The sequence below is a fragment of the Frondihabitans sp. PhB161 genome, assembly GCF_003814635.1.
In the GTDB taxonomy this organism is placed as follows: domain Bacteria; phylum Actinomycetota; class Actinomycetes; order Actinomycetales; family Microbacteriaceae; genus Frondihabitans.
On record NZ_RKQW01000001.1, the window covers coordinates 465,294 to 482,475 of the forward strand.

Annotated in this window: 11 protein-coding genes; 9 read left to right on the forward strand and 2 right to left on the reverse strand. The window is 62.7% G+C overall.

Features of this window, described 5'->3' with window-relative positions; all coding sequences use genetic code 11:
• The first annotated feature begins 33 nt into the window (after nt 1–33).
• The 8 genes from EDF39_RS02375 to EDF39_RS02410 all read left to right on the forward strand — a co-directional run bounded on the left by EDF39_RS02375 (nt 34) and on the right by EDF39_RS02410 (nt 11,688).
• Entirely contained in the window at nt 34–963 is a 930-nt protein-coding gene (locus EDF39_RS02375) for a carbohydrate ABC transporter permease (protein WP_123940149.1), read from the forward strand.
• A 1-nt stretch (nt 964) separates the two neighbouring features.
• A complete protein-coding gene (locus EDF39_RS02380; RefSeq protein WP_123940151.1) occupies nt 965–1,786 on the forward strand; it encodes a carbohydrate ABC transporter permease in 822 nt (273 codons plus the stop codon).
• 78 nt (nt 1,787–1,864) lie between these two features.
• Nucleotides 1,865–4,258 (forward strand): alpha-L-rhamnosidase C-terminal domain-containing protein, encoded by a 2,394-nt coding sequence (locus EDF39_RS02385; RefSeq protein ID WP_123940153.1) that lies wholly within the window; start codon nt 1,865–1,867, stop codon nt 4,256–4,258.
• Nucleotides 4,255–6,552: a glycoside hydrolase family 3 N-terminal domain-containing protein gene (locus tag EDF39_RS02390; protein ID WP_233572934.1), complete on the forward strand. Its 2,298-nt coding sequence runs from the start codon at nt 4,255–4,257 to the stop codon at nt 6,550–6,552. Before EDF39_RS02385 ends, EDF39_RS02390 begins: the two co-directional genes overlap by 4 nt.
• A gap of 208 nt (nt 6,553–6,760) precedes the next feature.
• Nucleotides 6,761–7,927 (forward strand): L-rhamnose isomerase, encoded by a 1,167-nt coding sequence (gene rhaI, locus EDF39_RS02395; protein WP_123940155.1) that lies wholly within the window; start codon nt 6,761–6,763, stop codon nt 7,925–7,927.
• A gap of 71 nt (nt 7,928–7,998) precedes the next feature.
• Nucleotides 7,999–8,160: a LacI family DNA-binding transcriptional regulator gene (locus tag EDF39_RS17870; RefSeq protein WP_370275169.1), complete on the forward strand. Its 162-nt coding sequence runs from the start codon at nt 7,999–8,001 to the stop codon at nt 8,158–8,160.
• Nucleotides 8,093–10,177 (forward strand): bifunctional aldolase/short-chain dehydrogenase, encoded by a 2,085-nt coding sequence (locus tag EDF39_RS02405; protein WP_123942222.1) that lies wholly within the window; start codon nt 8,093–8,095, stop codon nt 10,175–10,177. Before EDF39_RS17870 ends, EDF39_RS02405 begins: the two co-directional genes overlap by 68 nt.
• Nucleotides 10,178–10,206: 29 nt before the next feature.
• On the forward strand, nt 10,207–11,688 hold the full coding sequence (locus tag EDF39_RS02410; RefSeq protein ID WP_123940157.1) for a rhamnulokinase family protein: 1,482 nt from the start codon (nt 10,207–10,209) through the stop codon (nt 11,686–11,688).
• 345 nt (nt 11,689–12,033) lie between these two features.
• On the opposite strand, the gene EDF39_RS02415 is transcribed toward EDF39_RS02410, so the two are convergent.
• Nucleotides 12,034–13,272, reverse strand: coding sequence for an alpha-hydroxy acid oxidase (locus EDF39_RS02415; RefSeq protein ID WP_123940159.1), 1,239 nt, complete (start codon nt 13,270–13,272; stop codon nt 12,034–12,036).
• 352 nt (nt 13,273–13,624) lie between these two features.
• On the opposite strand from EDF39_RS02415, the gene EDF39_RS02420 reads away from it, so the two are divergent.
• Nucleotides 13,625–15,757, forward strand: coding sequence for a beta-glucosidase (locus tag EDF39_RS02420; protein WP_123940161.1), 2,133 nt, complete (start codon nt 13,625–13,627; stop codon nt 15,755–15,757).
• Nucleotides 15,758–16,163: 406 nt separating this feature from the next.
• On the opposite strand, the gene EDF39_RS02425 is transcribed toward EDF39_RS02420, so the two are convergent.
• Nucleotides 16,164–16,754, reverse strand: coding sequence for a hypothetical protein (locus EDF39_RS02425; RefSeq protein WP_123940163.1), 591 nt, complete (start codon nt 16,752–16,754; stop codon nt 16,164–16,166).
• Nucleotides 16,755–17,182 lie beyond the last annotated feature (428 nt).

The following is a 17,182-nucleotide window of genomic DNA, read 5'->3' on the forward strand; positions in this document are numbered from 1 at the left end:
CCCCTCAACATCTCTAGCAAGGAAGAACTCCAGATGGCGATCGCCGCTGAACGACACAAGAAAATAGGGCCCGCCACGGCCACGAAGGCGCGGAAGAAACGTTCAACGACCGCACGTATCTGGTGGTTCCTGGTCCCCGCGGCGGCCTTCTACGCATTCTCAGTCATCGTCCCGAGCATCCAAGGAAGCCTGTTTGCCTTCACTGACTGGGACGGCATCTCCGCCGCAAAGAACTGGGTCGGATTCAAAGAATTCGGCGCGATCTTCTCCGACCCCGACGCCCTGACTGCCATTCGCAACACGATCCTCGTCGGCATCGCCGTCACCATCGTGCAGAACGCATTGGGCCTCCTCGTGGCACTCGGCGTGAACAGCCGCATCAAATCCAAAAACGTCCTGCGGGTCCTGATCTTCGCACCGGTCGTGATCACCTCCGTCGCCGTCGGATTCTTGTGGCAAAACCTGCTCGCCCCCGATGGTGGCGTGAACCAGGGCTTGAAGGCAGTCGGTTTGGGGGGCCTTCAGCAGGACTGGCTCGGAAGCTCCCATCTCGCCATTTGGTCCATCATCTTCGTCGTCATCTGGCAGTTCGTCGGCTACTCAATGGTCATTTTTCTGGCCGGCCTCCAGGGCATTCCGGATGAAATTCTCGAAGCCGCCTCAATCGACGGCGCAGGAGCCATCCGCCGTTTTTGGTCGATCATCCGCCCGATGCTTGCACCGGCCATCACGATCAACCTCATGCTCTCGATCATCGGCGGCCTCAAACTATTTGACCAAGTCATCACGATGACCCAGGGCGGTCCCGGCGGATCCTCGAACACCATCTCCACGCTGATCTACCAGAACGCTTTCCAACTCGGACGCTTTGGCTACGGGTCTGCCCTTGCTGTACTCCTGACAATCTTCGTCGCAATCGTTTCGGCCGTGCAGTACGGCCTCCTGAGCCGACAGGGCCGCTGACATGTTCCGCTACACCTGGCGCACCGGCGTCCTCGAAGCCGTGATGATTCTCGTCGCGTTGCTGTTCCTCTTCCCGATCTACGTCCTTCTCGAGTTGGCCTTCAAGGCCCCCAACGATCAGACCGCGACTCTGGTCCCTACGCTTCACCCGACGTTTGACAACTTCGTCAATGCCTGGCAGCAAGGTGGGTTGGGCGGGGCACTCCTGAACAGCGCAACCGTCACAGTCGTATCCATCGCTCTGACCGTCATCATCGCGTCGACAGCGGCCTACCCGCTGGCGCGGATCACAGCCAAATGGTCGAAGGCCACGTACCTGGTCTTCCTCGTGGGCCTTCTAATCCCGGCCCAGCTCGGCCTGCTTCCCCTCTATCAGACCATCCGGGATCTCGGTCTCCTGGGCACCCTATGGGGCTTGATCGCTGTCTACGTCGGCGCCCAAATGCCCTTTTCAATCTTCCTCTACGTCGGGTTCTTGAGGGCCCTCCCTATCGACTACGAGGAAGCAGCCTCACTCGACGGAGCGGGATCATTCCGCACCTTCTGGTCGGTCGTGTTTCCTCTCGTTCGGCCCATCACCGGCACCGTCATCATCCTCAACGCCGTCTTCACGTGGAACGATTTCTTGTCCCCATTGCTGTACTTGTCCGGTTCGTCGCACCAAACCGTCACCGTGGCCATCTACGGCTTCGTCGGACAGTACGGAGCGCAGTGGAGCCTGATCTTCGCGGGAATCATCATCAGCATCGCGCCAATTCTGCTGGCCTACTTCCTCATGCAGAAATACATCGTCCAGGGATTCGCCGGAGGGCTAAAGGGCTAACGGCCGGCGGCTCCCCCGAGCAACTAGGAGGGGTTCTGCTGTCGCGCCTTCTCGTACTCGCTCACCTCTGATTTACGGATGCAGGAAACGAAGATGCCAACAACATGGATGTGGGCGGGCGACTCAACCGCGCCTGCGCGAAACGGCGTCGCGGAGCTTGTTAGATTCCGAGCAACGTTGGTTCTGCCAGGCAATGAGCACTACGTAGACGCACTGGAAATCGCCGCCGATAGCAGATACCGACTGTTCGTGAACGGCACGCTCACGGCCGTGGGCCCAGCGAAACCGACAGACAAGAATTGGTTCGTCGACACAATCGACATCAACAGCTTCCTACGGGCTGGCGTCAATGTCATCAACATCGAGGCACTCGCCTACCCCGATGGCACGGCCGGAAATGTTTCTGTTCGTCGGAGCGACGAGCCCAGCCTTTCCATAAGCGGCCCCGAAGCTCTTACAAGTCTCGAGTCCTGGAAATGCCACCGAGCGAACGGAAGGACCTTCTTACAAGGAACCAACACCCTGTTCCTAGGTCTGCAGGAACTCGTCGACGCTAACGTCGAGCCGCATGGTTGGCTCGACCAAGAGTTCGACGACAGCACGTGGCAGAACCCGGTTGCCGTCCAGAGGGCCTCCCCGGACCCACTGGGCATCCTTGAGCCCCGACCAATTCCGCACATGACGCTGGAACCGTCAACGTTTACGGGAGTCACACGTCACCGGGGTGAAGGTTCCGACTGGACATCACTGTTGAAAGGTGAACCAGTCACGGTTGGGCCGCGACAAAGAGTCGATGTTGACTTGGACGCCGGTGAGCTTCTCACTGCCTACATCGCCCTTGAGACCCTGGGGGGCCAGGGCTCTGTGGTGCGCCTCGTGGCAGCTGAGTGCTACGAGGGAGTCCCCATTGACATCCCCTGGCTCCGCCGCAAAGGTGACCGGACCGACGCTGTCAACGGTGACCTCTTCGGTGACCCCGACGTCGTCCAGATAGCGGGACTGGGCACCCCCGGTCATCCCGAGTCATTCCAGCCGTTCTGGTTTCGAACTGTCCGATATCTGCGCATTTCCGTTGAGACGGCTAACGAGCCACTCACGCTCCTGCCCGTGAAGCTCACGAAAACGCACTACCCGCTAGCCATCACCGGCTCCTTTCAATCGTCGTCCGACATGGACACGCGCCTTTGGGAAACGAGCGTACGTACGCTCCGCAACTGCATGCACGAAACGTTCGAAGACTGTCCGTTCTACGAACAGCTGCAGTACGTAATGGACACCAGATCCCAGGCCCTCTTCTCGCTCCACCTCTCCACGGACGACCGCCTCATCCGACGCGCCATCCAGGATTTCGCCGTCTCCGGCGATGCGGATGGGCTTACTGAAAGCCGAGCGCCTAGCGTCCGCCCGCAGTACATCCCCGGTTTCTCCTTGTTCTGGATCTTCATGGTCGCGGAGCATCTGGAATACTCCGGCGACCGCGACTTCACTCGACAATTCAGAGATCGAATGCGGTCGGTCCTGGCGTTCTTTGACAGGTCGCTCGCGGACGACGGCTTCATCACGACACCACCCGACAGCCCCGAGGCGGCGGGGAACGCGGAGATGTGGAACTTCGTCGACTGGACAGCGGCGTGGCAATCACGGCGAGGGGTCCCCCAACTCGGCGCAAGGCGAACAAGCACCATCCTGACCTTCCAATACGTAGCAGCCCTCAAGAGTGCAGCGAAGACCGCCGCCTGGTGCGGAGACACCCAAGACGCTGACGACTATCTGACACGAGCAGCAGCTGTGCTCGCGGCCCTCGACTCAAGCACGGCATGGGACTCGGAGGCGCGCTACTACAGAGACTCCGACACTGGAAAGCCGGGAAGCCAGCATGCGCAAGTCTGGGCGGTGCTGGCTGGAGCCATAGAAGGTGCGGCCGCTCATGACCTGCTTAAGCGAGCCGTCCGAGACCCGTCGCTGGCGCCCTGCTCTTATGCGATGTCGCACAGCCTCTTCGACGCTCTCCGCATGGCCGGGGTCCATGATCTCGTCGACTGGCAGCCCTGGATCGACATGCTCCGAGTAGGCCTAACGACCTGGGCAGAGGACACCGTTAGTAACAGAAGCGACTGCCATGCATGGGGAAGCGTTCCCCTGCAGCATTTCCCCCGCTGGGTTCTCGGCGTGCGACCCCTTAGCCCCGGCTTTTCACAAGTCGCCATCGAACCTGCACCGAACCGCCTTGACTACGCCAGTGGAACCGTCCCCACACCCCGGGGAGATCTTCACGTGCGTTGGGAACAGGACTCGAGTGGTGTCCTTCGGGTGACTGCGTCTCTCCCCGCGGGGGTCGAGTTCGTGGCGTCACCGTTGCATTCGAAGGTCAGCCGATCGAAAAACGAGGAGACCACCATTGTGACCTTTGAATACGCAGCCGGAAAAGTCGTCTCCACCCTCGACCCTCGAGAAAGCGTGGCCCACCTGTGAACAACGAGAAAGAGCAGCGCCCCGGGGGCGGCGCGCTATTCCGCAACCCGGCGGCCCCGACGACTGAGCGCGTCGACGACCTCCTCGCGGTCATGACCCTGTCCGAGAAGATCGGTCAGATGCTCCAACTTGACGCACGCGGCAACCTCGAAGGTCTCATCCTCGAGAAGCTCGGCGGGTCGCTCTTGCACGCGTCGCCATTGCGCATGATCGAATCGCAAGCCCTCGTGCAGAAGACACGTCTGCAAATTCCCCTGCTCATGGCAGACGACTGTATTCATGGCCACTCCTTCTGGCCCGGCGCCACCATCTTCCCCACCCAACTGGGCATGGCTTCAACATGGAACGCCGACCTTATCGAGAAAGGCGCGCGTGCCGCCGCTTTGGAAATCGCGGCCACTGGACTCCACTGGACATTCTCACCAGTTCTTTGCATCAGTCGCGACCTTCGGTGGGGACGGGTAGATGAGACCTTCGGCGAGGACCCCCACCTCATCGGGGAATTTGGGGCCGCCATGATCCGCGGCTATCAGGGCAATGGGCTTGATGACCCCACGGCGGTCCTCGCAACGGCCAAACATTTCGCCGGCTATTCGGAAACTCAAGGCGGTAGGGACGCAAGTGAGGCTGACATCAGCCCGCGGAAGCTTCGTTCATGGTTCCTTCCGCCCTTCGAGCGAGCGGTCCAGGAAGGCTGCGCCACATTCATGCTCGGCTATCAGGCCATTGACGGAGTTCCAGTCACCGCCAACTCGTGGCTGCTCAACGACGTCCTAAAGGGCGAATGGAGATTCACGGGCACGCTTGTCACGGATTGGGACAACGTCGGACGCATGGTGTGGGAACAGAAGGTAGCCGCGAACGACGTCGATGCCGCGACAACGGCCGTCCTGGCGGGGAATGACCTTGTTATGAACACACCCCAGTTCTTCGAGGCCGCGCAGGAAGCTGTCGCGTCGGGAACTCTCTCCGAAGACGCTATTGATGACGCCGTACGTCGTATCCTCACTCTCAAATTCGATCTTGGTCTCTTCGAAGATCCACGCCTTCCGGACGAAGACGCGCAGCGTCTCCTCATCGGAAACCCAGAACACACCAGACTCAATCTTGAGATGGCACGACGATCACTCGTCCTCCTCGCCAACGACGGCACACTCCCGCTTCTCCAAAGCGAACCTGAAGACCGCGCCGGGCAGACCGCACAAAAGGCAATCCTGGTTGTCGGGCCCAACGCCCACGATCAGCACGCACAGCTCGGTGACTGGGCGGGAGCGTCGGGCCAGGTCGATTGGATGGACGGCGGCCACCCGCGCCACCTCACCTCAACGGTCCTCGACGGATTCCAGGCAACCGCCCCAGAGGGGTGGACCGTCAAGCACGCACGGGGTGCCGATATCGGCTCCTTAACTCCGGATCCGGAAGGGGAGACATTCCCCGATGGCCAGCCTCGCCCGCCGCTGTTCGTGGCCGCGGAAACCAACGAATCCCTGCTTACCGAGGCCGTAGCTGCCGCTCGGGATGCTGACTACATCGTCGCCGTCCTCGGAGACGACATCAGCCTCACGGGTGAGGGTCGCTCGACAGCCACTCTTGACCTGCAAGGTGGGCAGATCGCTCTTCTCGACGCTCTCGTGGACACAGGAACCCCGGTGGTGCTCGTCCTGATTCAGTCAAAACCGTCAACTCTGCCAGCTTCGGCCATGCGGGCGGCGGCCATCGTCGAGGCCTTCAACCCTGGCATGCAAGGCGGGCTTGCTATCGCTGAGCTGATCTTCGGGCTTATCGAGCCGTCCGGCCGGCTGCCCATTTCGTTTGCCCGTCATGCAGGCCAACTGCCCGTGTACTACAACCAGCTCCGAGGACAACACGGTAACCGCTATGCGGACCTCACCCAGGACCCCCTGTTCGCCTTCGGAGAGGGACTCAGTTACACGAGCGTCCGCTATTCGAATCTCCGCATCGCAACCCCTGTCCTTCAATCTGACGGAGAAATCAAGGCAACGATCACCTTGTCCAATGTCGGACGCCGACCGGCCCTCGAGACGGTACAGGTGTACATCGCTGACCAGGTGACGAGTGTCACCTGGGCTGAAAAGGAACTCAAAGCGTTCGTCCAAGTAGACCTCCGTCCCGGAGAAAAAATCGACGTCGATATTTCGTTACCTGCATCGAGCTGCACCTTGGTCGACGCGACGGGACACCGGATTCTCGAGCCCGGCGACTTTGAACTTCTCGTCGGTTCCAGTTCGCGGGGCCGAGACCTTCAGCGCGCCACCTTCAAAATCGAAGCTTGAGCCCGTTGTGACGCTCGGTGCGATTCTCGCTCTTGAACACCTCGGCGGCGGGATGGCCTTCAACCTTCGCGTGTACCGGCCGAGGACTCCGAGTGGCGACCTTCTCAGTCGGGCGCACGGGGTTCTTGTGCGGATTTTGAGATAAGCGGCAACCGGCAACTAACCGCTGAGCTTTCTCATTGATCAGAAACACGAAAGGAACGACCGAATGACAACCTTCGCCGACATCACCCCGACCCTGGAGCGCCAGGGCATCGAGCTGCCCAGCTGGGCGTTCGGCAACTCGGGCACCCGGTTCAAGGTCTTCGGCACGCCGGGCACGCCCCGGAGCCCCGAGGAGAAGATCGCTGACGCCGCCAAGGTCAACGAGCTGACAGGGCTCGCACCCGCAGTCGCGCTCCACATCCCGTGGGACCTCGTCGACGACTGGTCGGCCCTCGCGTCGTACGCGGAGGGGCTCGGCGTGAAGCTCGGCACCGTCAACTCCAACACCTTCCAGGACGACGACTACAAGTTCGGCAGCCTCGCCCACTCCGACGCGGCCGTCCGCCGCAAGGCCATCGACCACCACCTCCGCTGCCTCGAGATCATGACCGAGACCGGATCGCGGGACCTCAAGATCTGGCTAGCCGACGGCACCAACTACCCCGGGCAGGACTCGCTCCGCCAGCGTCAGGACCACCTGGCCGACTCTCTCGCCGAGATCTACGCAGGGCTCGGCGACGAGCAACGCCTCGTGCTCGAGTACAAGTTCTTCGAGCCGGCTTTCTATCACACCGACGTTCCCGACTGGGGAACCAGCTTCGCGCAGGTGAGCGCCCTCGGGCCCAAGGCCATGACCTGCCTCGACACCGGGCACCACGCGCCGGGCACCAACATCGAGTTCATCGTCATGCAGCTGCTCCGCCTCGGCAAGCTCGGCTCGTTCGACTTCAACTCCCGCTTCTACGCCGACGACGACCTCATCGTGGGTGCGGCGGATCCTTTCCAACTCTTCCGGATCCTCTTCGAGGTGATCAACGGAGGCGGCCTCGAGGTCGACTCGCCGGTGCAGTTCATGCTCGACCAGTGCCACAACGTCGAGGACAAGATCCCCGGTCAGATGCGGTCGGTGCTGAACGTGCAGGAGATGACCGCGCGCGCCCTGCTCGTCGACCGCCCGGCCCTCGCCGCAGCGCAGGCCGACCACGACGTGCTCGGCGCCAACCAGGTGCTGATGGACGCCTTCTACACCGACGTCCGCCCCGCCCTCGCCGACCGGCGCGAGACGCGCGGCCTGCCCCGCGACCCGTTGAAGGCGTACGCCGAGTCGGGCCACCAGGAGAAGATCGCCGCCGAGCGAGTCGGCGGCCAGCAAGCAAGCTGGGGCGCGTGATTGTGATCGACGCTGACCGTCCCACAACGATTCGCGACGTTGCGCTTACGGCTGGCGTCTCTATTGGCACGGTGTCCAACGTTCTCAACCATCCAGAGAAGGTCAGGGCCACTCGCAAAGAGCGCGTTCTAGCCGTCATCCAGGAACTCCAATTTGTCCCCAACGATGCTGCTCGTGCGCTACGAGTGGGATCCCCCAACACAGGAAGTACTCAACGTGACGGCATCGCCTAACGAACTCATTGCCCGTTCCAACCGCCTGGGCTCCGACCCGGCGAACACCAACTACGCCGGCGGAAACACCTCCGCCAAGGGCAGCGCCATCGACCCGGTGACGGGCGAGCCGGTCGAGCTGCTCTGGGTCAAGGGCTCGGGTGGCGACCTCGGCACCCTCACCGAGAAGGGCCTGGCGGTGCTCCGCCTCGACCGCCTGCGCTCGCTCCGCTCCGTCTACCGAGGAGTCGACTCCGAAGACGACATGGTCGCGGCTTTCGACTACGCCCTCCACGGCAAGGGCGGCGCGGCGCCGTCGATCGACACGGCCATGCACGGTCTCGTCGACGCGGCGCACGTCGACCACCTCCACCCCGACTCGGGGATCGCCATCGCGACCTCCGCCGACGGCGAAGCGCTCACGAAGCAGATCTTCGGCGACAGGGTCGTCTGGGTGCCGTGGCGCCGTCCGGGCTGGCAGCTCGGCGAAGACATCGCCGCTATCAGGGAGGCCAATCCGCAGGCGATCGGCACGATCCTCGGCGGCCACGGCATCACGGCCTGGGGAGACACCTCCGACGAGGCCGAGGCGAACTCGCTCTGGATCATCGGAACGGCGCAGGCATACATCGATCAGCATGGAAGGCCCGACCCATTCGGTGCTGCGCTAGAGGGCTACGGTCCGCTCGCCCCTGTCGAGCGTCGAGTAAGGGCTGCAGCGCTCGCGCCAGTACTCCGTGCTCTCGTATCATCGGATCACGTACAGGTCGGGCACTTCAGCGACGACCCGCGCATTTTGGATTTCCTCGAGTCAGCGAACCATCCGCGTCTCGCCGCCCTTGGTACGAGCTGTCCCGACCACTTCCTGCGCACCAAGGTCAAACCAATGGTGCTCGACTTGCCCCCGACGGCGACCGTCGAGGAGTCGCTCGAGCGATTGGCGGCCCTGCACGACGAGTATCGGGCCGAGTATCAGGCCTACTACGACCGCCATGCAACGGCCGATTCGCCCGCGATCCGCGGGCAGGATCCGGCCATCGTGCTGATTCCTGGCGTCGGCATGTTCAGCTACGGCGCCGATAAGCAGACCGCCCGCGTCGCCGGGGAGTTCTATCTCAACGCGATCAACGTCATGCGCGGGGCCGAGGCGATCTCGACGTACACCCCGATCGACGAGTCCGAGAAGTTCCGCATCGAGTACTGGGCCCTCGAGGAGGCAAAGCTGCAGCGCCGCCCGGCCCCCAAGCCGCTGGCCACGCGCATCGCACTGGTAACCGGTGCCGCTTCCGGCATTGGCAAGGCAATCGCCACCCGCCTGGCTAAGGAGGGTGCGTGCGTCGTCATCGCCGACCTCGACCTCGCCAAGGCCCAAGCTGCGGCCGCCGAACTCGGTTCCACGGATGTCGCGATCGGTGTGCAGGCAAACGTCACCTCGGAAGACGAGGTCGCCGCGGCGGTCGGTGAGGCCATTTTGGCTTTCGGCGGCCTTGACCTCGTCGTGAACAACGCTGGTCTCTCGCTGTCGAAGTCGCTGCTCGAGACGACCGTCGCGGACTGGGACCTCCAGCACAACGTGATGGCCAAGGGGTCGTTCCTAGTGTCGCGCGCAGCGGCGAAGGTGCTCATCGACCAGCAGCTCGGCGGTGACATCGTCTACATCTCGTCGAAGAATTCCGTCTTCGCGGGGCCGAACAACATCGCGTACTCGGCGACAAAGGCGGACCAGGCGCATCAGGTGCGGCTGCTCGCGGCCGAGCTTGGCGAGTACGGGATCAAGGTCAACGGCATCAACCCTGATGGCGTCGTCCGCGGCTCTGGGATCTTCGCCGGCGGCTGGGGCGCCAAACGCGCAGCCGTCTATGGTGTGCCCGAAGACGAGCTTGGCGCCTACTACGCGCAGCGCACCCTGCTCAAGCGCGAGGTCCTGCCCGAGCATGTCGCCAACGCCGTGTTCGTGCTGACCGCCGGCGACCTCTCGCACACGACGGGACTGCACGTCCCGGTCGACGCGGGCGTGGCAGCCGCGTTCCTGCGGTAGCGGCAGTGTCGAGCAGGGGAGGTAGCTCAGTGCGTGGCAACACGGCTGGCGCAGTCGCGGCCGTCGATCTGGGCGCGACAAGTGGGCGCGTAATCCTCGGCCACGTCGGCCCAAACGAACTGAGGCTGCAGCATGTTGCACGGTTCGCGAACAGGCCTGTCGGCGTACCCGAAGGTGAGGGCCGGGAGGGCCTGCATTGGGACGTACTAGGTCTCTGGCAGGCCATTCGCGATGGGCTCACCCAGGCGACCCGGTTACATTCTGGTGTTGCCTCTATAGGTGTGGACTCTTGGGCCGTCGATTACGGGCTCCTGCGAAATGGGCGGCTGGTCGGGTTGCCCTACCACTACCGTGATGCCCGCAACGCGGCCTCAGTGAATGCTGTGCACGCGGCAGTCCCAGCAACAGCTCTGTATGAGCGCAACGGGTTGGCGCACCTGCCGTTTAACACGATCTATCAACTTGCTGCCGACAGGGCGGCGGGAACGCTTGCACTCGCCGACCGTGCGTTGCTCGTGCCCGATCTCATCGGACGCTGGCTCACCGGGGTTGAAGTCACAGAGCGGACGAATGCCTCTACTACGGGGCTCCTGTCGCCGAAGACGGGTAGGTGGGATCCCGACCTTTTCTCAGTTCTCGGCCTGCAAGAATCATTCTTCGCTCCGCTCGTCTCCCCGGGGGACAGGGTAGGTGCTTTGCTGCCTTCCTTTGCCGGATCGATCGGTAACGGACGGGAAATACCGGTGACCGCGGTTGGATCGCACGACACCGCGTCGGCGGTGGTCGGAGTACCCCTCGTTGACGAGCATGCCGCTTTCATCTCGTCCGGCACTTGGTCGCTCGTCGGGCTCGAACTCGACGCGCCGGTTGTCACCGACGCGTCGCGGGCGGCCAACTTTACGAACGAGGGTGGCGCCTTTGGCCGCGTGAGGTTCCTAAAAAATATCTCGGGCCTTTGGCTACTTTCCGAGTCGATGCGTACCTGGGACGCCGCAAGTACAGAAGCGGTTCGCTCCAGCGACCTTGCGTCCCTGCTAAGCGCCGCCGCCGCCATCGACAACCCCGTGCCGATATTTGACGCGGCTGACGAGCGTTTCTCTCCGCCGGGAGACATGCCGGGGAGAATTCGAGATTGGTGTCTCGAGCGTGACGTCCGGCCGCCATTAAGTCCAGCCGAGACGGTGCGTAGCATCCTTGAGTCGCTCGCAGTCGCTTATGCGGAGACTCTCGACGAGGCTGAGGTTCTATCAGGCCGGCAGATCACGACGGTGCATGTCGTCGGGGGAGGCTCACAGAACGAGCTGCTCTGCCAGCTCACGGCCGACCGGACTGGCCGGACGGTCCTCGCCGGGCCGGTCGAGGCCACTGCCATCGGCAACGTTCTCGTTCAGGCGAGAGCCACTGGACTCGTGTCCGGTGCGTCATCTTTAGAGTCCCTCCGTGCCTTGGTGCGCGCAACGTACCCACCCATCCGCTACGAGCCGTCCGTCCCCCGATCATTTCGTCACTGATAGCCTCGCGGTTGGTTTTCTTCGGTCGCAACCCTGTCGGGCATGGGCGCGGTGGGCGACAGCGAATCGACTGCAGGAAAGCCTGGCTCGGCGAGGCCGTCAGGCGCTGGATAAACGGCCCGGATGATCGCCCACGTTGACTTGGGCGTTGATTCGAGAAGGTTCGAGGCCACCGGGTCGAGTCATCTTCCGCTGGCGATCGGCGGTTGCCCAAGAAGCCCGGCAAAGTCGAGACTGTCGCCGCCACTCCTCGCTTGCCCGGTGTCTCGCCTGGGAGTGGCGAACGCCTCCCCGAGTGCCAATCGAGCGTTTGCGATGATTGTCGTCCCTCTGGCGTGAGTGGGTCTAACTGCGGGCGCGTGGGGCTAGGCGCTCGAGCTGGGTCACGTGCGCGGGGGTCAGCTCCTCGAGAGAGTGCGCGCCTAGCAGTTTCATTGTGCGGCGGATCTCGTCGGAGAGGATCGCGATCATGCGGTCGACCCCGGCGCGTCCGCCGGCCATCAGGCCGTACAGGTAGGCCCGGCCGACGAGGGTGAAGCTGGCGCCGAGCGCGATCGACGCGACGATGTCGGCGCCGTTCATGATGCCGGTGTCGACGACGACCTCGACGTCGCCTCCGACCTCCTTCACGACCTCGGGCAGGAGGTGGAACGGGATCGGCGCGCGGTCGAGCTGGCGCCCGCCGTGGTTCGAGAGAACGATCCCGTCGACTCCGAAGTCGGCGAACTTCTTCGCGTCCTCCACGCTCTGCACGCCCTTAATCGCGAGCTTGCCCGGCCACATGTCGCGGATGACCTTGAGGTCGTCGAAGTCGATGGTCGGGTCCATTGCCGAGTCGAGCAGCTCGCCGACGGTGCCGCCGGTGGAGGCGAGCGAGGCGAACTCCAGCTTGGGAGTGGTCAGGAAGTCGAACCACCACCAGGGGCGCGGTATCGCGTTGAGCACGGTGCCGGGGGTGAGCTGCGGCGGGATCGAGAATCCGTTGCGCTTGTCGCGGAGGCGCGCGCCGGCGACGGGGGTGTCGACGGTGAAGAAGAGGGTGCCGAAGCCGGAGGCCGCGGCGCGCTCGACCAGGCCGTACGAGATCTCGCGCTGGCGCATCACGTAGAGCTGGAACCAGTTCGTGCCCGACGGGTTGGCCGCCTTGACGTTCTCGATCGAGGTCGTGCCGAGGGTCGACAGCGTGAAGGGGATGCCCGCGGCGCCCGCAGCGCCAGCACCGGCGGTTTCGCCTTCGGTCTGCATCAGGCGCGTGAACCCGGTCGGGGCGATGCCGAACGGCAGCGCCGAGGCGGCGCCGAAGGCGGTGGTCGACGTGTCGACCTCGGCCACGTCGCGGAGCACCTGCGGGTGGAACTCGACGTCTTCGAAAGCCTGGCGTGCGCGGCCGATCGAGATCTCGCCCTCGGCCGACCCGTCCGTGTAGTCGAACGCGGCCTTCGGGGTGCGGCGCTTGGCGATCATCCGGAGGTCCGCGATCGTGAGCGCCGACTGGAGCCGGCTGCGCTTGAAGTCGACGTCGGGCTTCTTGAACTGCATGTACTCGAGAAGCTCTTTGGGTTTTGGGAACTGTCGTTGGGGCATGGTTCTCCCTTGCGTGTGACGGCGTTGCTCGTGCGCGCGATAGCAGACCCTTGCCCTTGCTCAGCAGTGGCCCGCGAGTGCGGTGTCTCGAAAAATGTAGACCGGTTGACGTCCGGGCTTCTTGGACCTTATTGTGCAGACATCGTGTTCGTCAATCGGTTTACGAGACGCGGCGCTTCTCGCCATTTACAAGGAGGTAAATGCAGTGATTCACGCTATTTCCAAGGTTCACAGGCTTCGGTCCACGCTTGCGATAGTCCTACCCCTGGCCATCCTCGTCGGAACCGGTGTGACCGTAGCGGCGTCCCCCGAGTCGGCCCAGGCCGATTCAACAAGCAAAGCCTGCCCCTGGATGAACAAATCAAAGTCGCCGGGGCAAAGGGCGAATCTCCTGCTTGACGCTTCCACTCTGGAACAGCAGATGCGATGGCTCAACGAGGCCTCCGCAAACGAAACGAACCTGACGGTCTTCGGGTCGACGACCTACCCGGCCCAGGTTGCCTGCGCCCCGTTTACCGCGGATACCGACGGGCCGATGGGCATCGCCTACACCCCCGGTGTGACCGCTTTCCCGATTCCGATGGCGCAAGCCGCGAGTTGGGATGAACGATTGACCAGGGCAAAGGGCAAAGCCGAGGCCGATGAAGCCTTCCGGAAGCGCTATGACCAACTTCTAGGCCCGGCGGTCGACATCGTGCGATCACCATGGGCCGGGCGCAATGGTGAGTACCTCGGTGAGGATCCCCTGCTGTCGGGAACGCTAGCGGGGGACTGGATCAACGCCCTTCGCAATGGGAACCCGGGCGAGCCCGTGGCTGCCGTCGTGAAGCACTATCTCGGAAACAATCAGGAAATAGACCGTTCCACCAGCTCGTCCAACATCGACGACCGGACCCTTCACGAGGTCTACAGCCTGCCATTCGCCATCGCTAACTCCATCGGCCACCCAGCCGGCGTGATGTGCAGCTACAACCAGGTCAACGGGAAATACGCGTGTGAGAACCCGGAATTGCTGAATGGCCTTCTCAAAAAAGAAATCGGATTTAAAGGATTCGTTGTCACGGACAACGGCTCACAGCACTCAACTGCCGCATCGCTGAATGCCGGCTTGGATCAGGAACTGAGCCTGCCGAAGTACTTCGCCCCGGACAAACTCCACGCCGCTCTTGATGCCGGCGAGATCACCAAGGCGCAAATTCGGGCCGCCGCGTTCCGCGTCATCCGAGCGAAGATAGCCAACGGCCTCTTCGATAACCCGCTCCCCGCGGTAGCCCAGGACAACGTCCGGACGGATGCCCATGACGCCGTGGCCCTAAAGATGGCAGAAGAAGGTTCCGTTCTTTTGCAGAACCGCAACCAGATCCTGCCGCTCACGCTCCGCAACAAGACCATTGCCATCATCGGACCGACAGCCTCGAACACACCCACGGCCGGAGTAAGCGCGAGCACAGTCTGCACGTCACCGCTCTACGGAGATCCGAGCGCCCCCAACGCCGTGCAGTGCCCCAACCCCGTCGCGCCCCTGGACGCCTTGACGGCCAGGGCTGCTAGGAACCACGACACGGTCATCTACGACGACGGAAGCGACGTCAAGCGCGCCGCCCGAACAGCCGCGCAAGCTGATACTGCAATCGTGTTTGGCTACAACGTCGCCGGCGAGTACTTCGATCTACCGTCCCTCAACGTGGCGAACAACGGGGACGCTCTTATCGAGGCTGTCGCAGGCGCTAACCGACACACGATTGTGGATTTGGAGACGGCCGGGCCCGTCCTCACACCGTGGGCCGACAAGGTGCAGGGCATTGTGGAGTCCTGGTACCCAGGTGAGGCACAGGGCGACGCCCTAGCGGGGCTGCTCTTCGGAAATGTCAATTTCACTGGAAAACTTCCCGTGACATTCCCGAAGTCGATCGCTGATTTGCCTACTGGAGCGGCACCGAACGCGCAGTACCCGGGGACATTTGCCGGCGGATCTACTACGAGAACCGATCCAGAAGCTATCCGACAGGTCGCCTACAGCGAGGGGTTGAAAGTTGGGTACAAGTGGTACGACGCTCAGCACATCGCCCCCCAATTCGCCTTCGGTTTCGGCTTGTCGTACACGAAATTCGCCTATTCCCGGCTCGCGGTGTCGACTCACTACAGCTCATCCGGCGCGCTCCGCTCGACCGTTTCGTTCAACGTGACGAACACTGGCCGATCGGCGGGGGCGGAGGTGTCCCAGGTTTACCTGACCCTGCCGGGTACCAGTGGGGAGCCGGGAAAGCGGCTGGTGAGTTTCAAGAGGCAGAAGCTCACGCCGGGTGAAACCCAACGGGTGCGCGTCGTCATCGACTCGTCTAGTAGCAACAGACCATTTTCGGTTTGGGATAGCGATACGAAGGCGTGGAGGATCCCTGGCGGAAAATATGCAGTGTCGGTGGGCTCGTCGTCTCGCGATCTCCCCCTGAGTCGGACATGGCGCATCGGCGGTCACTCAAAGTAGGACGCGGCGCAGGCCACGATCGCGCGCTGAAGCTACCGGTCTGCAGGAATGTCGACCGATAGGGCTCTGCCCGCACGGCCGTGGTGGATGAGATATGGAATTGATGATCGTGATCCACCACCCCGCGATCGATGTTTACTAGCTGCTAGATCCCAATGGTTCTACTAGCCGCGAGCACAGGCCAACCGGTGAACCGACTTTTCGCGGAACTCGTTTCGGGACCCGTTGTTCAGGCCGCCCGCCTGTGCGTTCCGATTGGGCCGGGTTTCCTTCGGGACCCTCGCCTTACACACCGAGTGTCCTATTGTGTGGGCCACGGCGAACGTGACCGCGCGTCCGCTCGCCGACGATGCGTCGACCATCCTGTGGGAGCCCTGCCCGATCTTTGACCGATTTCTGCCAGTCCTCAGTCATCAGCTGCCCCAGCAGGTTGCCCTGTCGTTGTGTGCGGGTCAGAGTCGTCGAACTCGGCGCCGGATCCTTCCGCGACGGCCGTGTCCTGGTTGCCCGCACGTTCCGGAGGGCGCGTGACCGTAACTCGCCTGCTCTTCACGGAGACCACTACCTGTGCGGCGATTCCTACAAGACCACCAACGATCGCTGCAATGCCCTGCGGCCCTGTTGTCAACCAACTCCAGACGGGAGGCGCCCAAACCTGCAGGAGGAAAAGAACAGTCGCCACCACTCCAAGAAGGGAGATCACGAATCCTGCCTCGTACTTGAGTGAATTCTTATCGCCTTCTGTCGGCGATAAGGGATCTGGGTAGCGCTTCTTCAGAGCTGCCGCTTCTTCGTCTACATGCAGCCAAATGACTCGAGCAGCTTCGCTTTCATTAGGAAGCAACCCAGCCGTCTCGACGGCTTCGCGTATCGCTTGAATGCGTCGACGAGGGCGACCCTCCTGGCGTGCCATATAAATTCCCCGAACTAGAGCAACCACAAGGGTCGCGCCCGCGCCCGACGCAACGAAAGCAAGAACAACAGAGGCAGGCTGCATGCTCTGAACGATATGCGGTTCTGGCGGCTCAACTGACGAGTCCACGCGCTTGCAGATCCTTCTGCAGAGGCTGTACGGTCCTCCCCGACATGGACAATTTGCCCTCCTCTCGTGCTGGAAGGCGACACCGGGCCCTCATTGCTCAATCCCGCCATGTGATGGCCCCCGGCCGCCAAGGCAACATGACGTGCAAGCCCGGTTTGATTCAAGTCCGTTCGGGGTTGGTGGTCAACGGCGCCGTGTGATCTAGGACCTCGATCAACGCGTCGGACAGCGCCCGAGACCACACGAGGTGGACCGCCGCCCACGAGTACTCGTGCCTTCGCATCTCGGCTACCCCTGGCTGAAGAACCGGAAAAGGAACGAAAACGCAAGCGCCACAGCTGTCCGCAACGATGCGCGTCGCTTCATTTAGACGAACGACCTGA

What these genes read in the sequence shown, in the direction of transcription:
- EDF39_RS02375 (WP_123940149.1), top strand. Translation starts at nt 34, where the DNA reads ATGGCGATCGCCGCTGAACGACACAAGAAAATAGGGCCCGCCACGGCC.
- EDF39_RS02380 (WP_123940151.1), top strand. Translation starts at nt 965, where the DNA reads ATGTTCCGCTACACCTGGCGCACCGGCGTCCTCGAAGCCGTGATGATT.
- EDF39_RS02385 (WP_123940153.1), top strand. Translation starts at nt 1,865, where the DNA reads ATGCAGGAAACGAAGATGCCAACAACATGGATGTGGGCGGGCGACTCA.
- rhaI (WP_123940155.1), top strand. Translation starts at nt 6,761, where the DNA reads ATGACAACCTTCGCCGACATCACCCCGACCCTGGAGCGCCAGGGCATC.
- EDF39_RS02405 (WP_123942222.1), top strand. Translation starts at nt 8,093, where the DNA reads ATGCTGCTCGTGCGCTACGAGTGGGATCCCCCAACACAGGAAGTACTC.
- EDF39_RS02415 (WP_123940159.1), bottom strand. Translation starts at nt 13,272, where the DNA reads ATGCCCCAACGACAGTTCCCAAAACCCAAAGAGCTTCTCGAGTACATG.
- EDF39_RS02420 (WP_123940161.1), top strand. Translation starts at nt 13,625, where the DNA reads ATGAACAAATCAAAGTCGCCGGGGCAAAGGGCGAATCTCCTGCTTGAC.
- EDF39_RS02425 (WP_123940163.1), bottom strand. Translation starts at nt 16,754, where the DNA reads ATGCAGCCTGCCTCTGTTGTTCTTGCTTTCGTTGCGTCGGGCGCGGGC.